General features: G+C 64.9%; 6 protein-coding genes. 3 read left to right on the top strand and 3 right to left on the bottom strand.

Translation table 11 applies throughout. The annotated features are described in order from the left end of the window. The 3 genes from wrbA to mnmA all read left to right on the top strand — a co-directional run. Positions 1-317 (top strand): NAD(P)H:quinone oxidoreductase type IV (wrbA, locus tag B4E36_RS08200; protein ID WP_345900224.1); only part of this gene is annotated, 317 nt, incomplete at its 5' end. A gap of 133 nt (positions 318-450) precedes the next feature. After that, positions 451-1,317: an N-acetylmuramoyl-L-alanine amidase gene (locus B4E36_RS08195; protein WP_292055683.1), complete on the top strand. Its 867-nt coding sequence runs from the start codon at positions 451-453 to the stop codon at positions 1,315-1,317. 318 nt (positions 1,318-1,635) lie between these two features. Next, a complete protein-coding gene (gene mnmA, locus B4E36_RS08190) occupies positions 1,636-2,829 on the top strand; it encodes a tRNA 2-thiouridine(34) synthase MnmA (protein ID WP_292055682.1) in 1,194 nt (397 codons plus the stop codon). Between the two features lie 35 nt (positions 2,830-2,864). Here the strand turns inward: mnmA and B4E36_RS08185 are convergent, their stop codons facing one another. From B4E36_RS08185 to B4E36_RS08175, 3 genes are all read right to left on the bottom strand, one after another. Then, positions 2,865-3,212 (bottom strand): hypothetical protein, encoded by a 348-nt coding sequence (locus B4E36_RS08185; protein WP_018065567.1) that lies wholly within the window; start codon positions 3,210-3,212, stop codon positions 2,865-2,867. Positions 3,213-3,307: 95 nt separating this feature from the next. Continuing rightward, the gene (hemW, locus tag B4E36_RS08180) at positions 3,308-4,465 is read right to left on the bottom strand and encodes a radical SAM family heme chaperone HemW (RefSeq protein ID WP_292055680.1); all 1,158 of its coding nucleotides are present in this window, start codon (positions 4,463-4,465) and stop codon (positions 3,308-3,310) included. 14 nt (positions 4,466-4,479) lie between these two features. Then, the coding region (locus B4E36_RS08175; RefSeq protein WP_345900223.1) for a non-canonical purine NTP pyrophosphatase at positions 4,480-4,838 on the bottom strand (359 nt) is incomplete at its 5' end.

The raw sequence follows: 4,838 nt of genomic DNA, 5'->3' as shown, positions 1-4,838 counted from the left end.
GCGGGTTGTGGGCCCAGGGCAAGCTGGTTGGCAAGGTCGGCTCGGTATTCACCTCATCCGCGACCCAGCATGGCGGTCAGGAATCGACGATCCTCGGCTTCATTCCCACGCTGCTGCACCACGGCATGGTCGTCGTCGGCCTGCCTTATGCCTTTGCCGGCCAGATGGGCGTTGAGGAAGTCAAGGGCGGCTCGCCCTATGGCGCTTCGACGATCACTGATGGCGACGGCTCGCGCATGCCGTCCGAAACCGAACTTTCCGCCGCCCGCTACCAGGGCGAGCACGTGGCCAAGATCGCTGCCAAGACGGCTGCCTGATCGACCTTCCGGACTTTTGAGCGCGGCCTTCACGGGCCGCGCTTTTTTGTGCCCGTTTTTCCCCGCGAAATCCCGCCGCCGCCGCCGCCCTTACGATTCCGGTCATCGCGAACCGTATCGAAAGGCAGGCGTCATGCGCATCGAGAACCACAGAATTCCGGGCATCTGGCACAGGCAGTCATCCAATCTGGGCGCCGCGCGCGAAAAGCCGCCTGTCGTCATCGTGCTGCACTACACCACCGGCTGGAACGACAAGGCGAGCCGCGACTGGCTGATGGGCGAGGCGGGTGGCACGACCAATCGCGGCTCCAGCGCCCATGTCGTGGTCGACCGCGACGGCACGGCCTGGCAGATCGCCCCGTTCAACCGCACGGCCTGGCATGCGGGGCCATCGCGCTATGGCGAGTTGCAGGGCCTCAACAGCCACTCGGTCGGCATCGAATTCGTCAATGCCGGCTGGATGAAGCCGAACGGCCTTGGCGATTACATCGATGCCTATGGAAGGCGAATGAATGACCGCGCCCTGAAAAAGGCCGGCGGCTACATTCTGGCCCCGCATGCTCGCGTCGGCTCGGGTTCCTTCGCCTGGCCGCTCTACCCGGAAGCCCAGCTTGAGACCGGGCTGGAGATCGTCCAGGCGCTCATCGCCGCCTATCCGATCGCGGCGATCGTCAGCCATGAGGAGATCGACACCCGCGGCTGGAAGACAGATCCGGGACCGGCCTTCCCGATGGCCCGGTTTCAGGGGCTGATGGGCGAGGCCGCCGACCGCGAGGAGGCCTATGTCGTGACGGCGGGCCGCTTGAACCTGCGCGGCGGGCCCGGGACGGCTTTCGAGAAGATGGTCCCGCCCGGCATGCTGCTGCGCGGCACCCGGCTTCGGGTTCTGAAGCGCGAGGGCGACTGGGCCTTTGTCACGCCCGAACGGGCCGATGGCGAGGAGGGGGCCATTCGCGGCTGGGTGCATGGCGGCTATATCGCGCCGATGATCGCGGCCTGAGGGCCGGCAGCTTGTTGATAAACCTGTCCTCAAATTCGGCGTCATCCTCGTGCTTGAGACGAGGATCCAGGCAGCGCGGCAAGGCTACGCAATAGCTCTTATCAAATTCGATGGCTTAGATCGCACGGATGCTCGGATCAAGTCCGAGCATTGTGACCCCTGTGAGGAAGGTCAGGAAGGTATCAAACTGCACATTCAGGGGTTTGTCAGCAGTCTGGCGGCTTGAAAGGCTGGTATTCTTGCGTCTTTGGCTGAAGGCCTCTATATCAGCGGCAAAATATGGGATTCACATCCAACCTTGAACTGGACTGGCGGATCATGAACACACTCGGTTTTGACAAGAAGCCGCAGGACACCCGCGTTGTCGTGGCGATGTCCGGCGGCGTCGACAGCTCGGTCGTGGCCGGGCTGTTGCAGCGCGAGGGCTATGATGTCCTCGGCATCACGCTTCAGCTATACGACCACGGCGCGGCCGTGCATCGCGCGGGCTCGTGCTGCGCGGGACAGGATATCGATGATGCCCGCCGCGTCAGCGAGCGGCTCGGCATCCCGCATTACGTGCTGGATTACGAGGCGCGGTTTCGCGAAACGGTGATCAACCCGTTCGCCGAGGCCTATATCGCCGGCGAAACGCCGATCCCCTGCGTTGCCTGCAACCAGACGGTCAAGTTCGCCGACTTGTTGACGACGGCGCGCGAACTCGGCGCCGATGCGCTGGCCACAGGCCACTATATCCGCTCCGCGCCCAATCCGACCGCCGACAACCCGATGCGGCGCGCGCTTTACCGTCCGGTCGATGCCGAGCGCGACCAGAGCTATTTCCTGTTCGCGACCACGCAAGAACAGATCGACTTCCTGCGCTTTCCGCTGGGCGGCCTGCCGAAGGCGGAAACCCGCAAGCTTGCCGAGGAAATGGGCCTGATCGTCGCCGACAAGCCTGACAGCCAGGACATCTGTTTCGTGCCGCAGGGCAAGTATTCCGATGTCATCGCCAAGCTGAGGCCGAATGCCGAGCTTTCCGGCGAGATCGTCCATCTCGATGGCCGCGTGCTCGGCCGTCACGAGGGCATCGTCCGCTACACGATCGGTCAGCGCAAGGGGCTTGGCGTTGCTACCGGCGAGCCGCTCTACGTGGTCCATCTCGACGCCCGCTCGCGCCGCGTCGTCGTCGGCCCGCGCGAGGCGCTGGAAACGCGGCGGATCTATCTGCGCGACGTCAACTGGCTGGGCGATCGCCCGCTCGCCGACGAGGCCGCAGACGGTTTCGCGTGTTTCGCCAAGGTGCGCTCCACGCGCCCGCCGCTGCCGGTCATGCTGCGCGCCGATGAAAACGGCGTCTATGTCGACCTGCTGGAAGGCGAGGCTGGCATTGCGAACGGACAGGCCTGTGTGCTCTACGACGCGCCCGGCAACGAGGCCCGCGTTTTCGGCGGCGGCTTCATCGATCGTTCCGAACGTTCGGCGGAGGCCGAGGCGGCGCTGAAGAGCCTTATGGATGGGCTCGCGGCCTGATCGTCATCGCGTCCCGGTGGCGGCAGGCCGCGGGATCACGTGGCGATCGGCTCCTTCGCTTCCATGAACAGCTTCAGCGATTCCTGGTAGCCGAGGGTCAGGAGCTGGTCGACATAGGCGATCAGCCTGTCGGCCCAGTCGAAGCCCATATAGGCGGCGAGCCAGACCAGGAGCGCCGCGATGATCAGCGCGTAGATGAAGCTGCGCAGCACCATCAGCACGATGGCGAGCAGCACAAAGGCGATCAGCCCGTAGAAGATCGAGGGCGCCAGCGCCACGCCGTCCTGATGGGCGAGATAGCCCATATAAAGCGCGAAGATGATGCAGACCGCTGCACTCAGCCGGTCGCGGATCTTGCGGTGGGTATAGGACGCGCTTGCCATTCTCGATCTCCCTTGTGATGCGGGCGCTCAACGCTAGAGGAACGCGGATGCGGGGCACCGGTTCCCGATATCTCACGTTCAGTCATGATTGTCGATCAGGATAGCTCTGCAACCACACGGTTCAAGACCAGCATGCCTTCGGGCGTTGCCCGCAGCCTGTGGTTGCCGATGCGCTCGACAAGGCCGAGGTCGATCAGAAACGCCTCGCGCTCGGCATCGACCGGCCTTCCGGAAAGTGACGACCAGCGCGAAAGGTCGACGCCTTCCGTCACCCGCAGCCCCATCAGCAGCAGCTCGTCGGCCTGTTCCTCGCCGGTGAGCGCCGTCTGTTCGCTCATGCCGTGGCCGTTTTCCTCCACCATGGAGAGCCAGGTTTCCGGGTGGCGTTCGGCGGCTGTGGCAATCTTGCCGTCGGCGGTCGAAAGCCTGCCATGGGCGCCGGGGCCGATGCCGGCATAATCGCCGTAGCGCCAGTAGGTGAGGTTGTGCCGGCTTTCCGCGCCGGGACGGGCGTGGTTGGAGACCTCGTAGGCGGGCAGGCCGCGCGCTGCGGTTACGGTCTGCGTGATCTCGTAGAGTTCGGCGGCGTGATCCTCATCGGGCACGGTGAGCTTGCCGGCCTTGTGCAGCGCGTGGAAGGCCGTGCCTTCCTCGATCGTGAGCTGGTAGAGCGACAGGTGATCGGCGGCAAGATCGATAGCGCGGTTGAGTTCCGCCACCCAGTCGTCAATGGTCTGGCCGGGCCTTGCATAGATCAGGTCGAACGACATGCGCGGAAAGATCTCGCGCGCGAGCCCGATCGCGCCCAGCGCCTGTTCGACATTGTGCAGCCGCCCGAGGAACCGCAATTGCCGGTCGTCGAGCGCCTGCACGCCCATCGAGACGCGGTTGACGCCGGCGGCGCGATAGCCGCGAAAACGCGTCGCCTCGACGCTTGAGGGATTGGCCTCCAGCGTGATCTCGATCCCGTCCGGCACATGCCATGCCTTCGCCACCGCATCGAGAATGCCGCCGAGCGTCTCCGGCGCCATCAGCGATGGCGTGCCGCCGCCGATGAAGATGCTGGTGACGTCACGCGGGCCGGTAAGCGCGCGCATATGGTCGATCTCGCGGGCGAAGGCTTCCTGAAAGCGCGGCTGGTCGACCGGCTGGTGGCGGACATGGCTGTTGAAATCGCAATAGGGGCATTTGGCTGCGCAGAACGGCCAGTGCAGGTAGACGCCGAAGCCCGGTTCGCCATTGTCGCGGGCCATGGTTTGCGGTTCGCTCAGCGTGCCAGCCCCTTTTCCACGAACAGGCGGAACGCGCGGGCGCGGTGCGACAGCGCGCCGCCATCCTGCGGGCCACCATGGGTCTTCTCGTCGGTTTCCATTTCACCAAAGGTCCGGTCATGGCCGGCGGGCTTAAACACCGGGTCGTAGCCGTGGCCCTTGTCGCCGCGCGGCGGCCAGACCAGCGTACCCTCGACCTCTCCCCGGAAGGTCTCAGTATGGCCGTCCGGCCATGCCAAGCAAAGCACGCAGACGAAGCGGGCGGTGCGTTGCTCGGGCGTGGTCGCGCCCTTTTCGGCAAGCAGGTTTTCGACCTTCTCCATAGCCATGCCGAAATCGCGGCTGCCATCCGCCG

The sequence above is a fragment of the Martelella sp. UBA3392 genome, from assembly GCF_002358775.1.
Lineage (GTDB): Bacteria > Pseudomonadota > Alphaproteobacteria > Rhizobiales > Rhizobiaceae > Martelella > Martelella mediterranea.
This window is presented reverse-complemented; position numbering and strand designations above follow the sequence as displayed.

Coding starts and splice junctions, on each gene's coding strand:
- B4E36_RS08195 (WP_292055683.1), top strand. CDS start 451: ATGCGCATCGAGAACCACAGAATTCCGGGCATCTGGCACAGGCAGTCA.
- mnmA (WP_292055682.1), top strand. CDS start 1,636: ATGAACACACTCGGTTTTGACAAGAAGCCGCAGGACACCCGCGTTGTC.
- B4E36_RS08185 (WP_018065567.1), bottom strand. CDS start 3,212: ATGGCAAGCGCGTCCTATACCCACCGCAAGATCCGCGACCGGCTGAGT.
- hemW (WP_292055680.1), bottom strand. CDS start 4,465: ATGGCCCGCGACAATGGCGAACCGGGCTTCGGCGTCTACCTGCACTGG.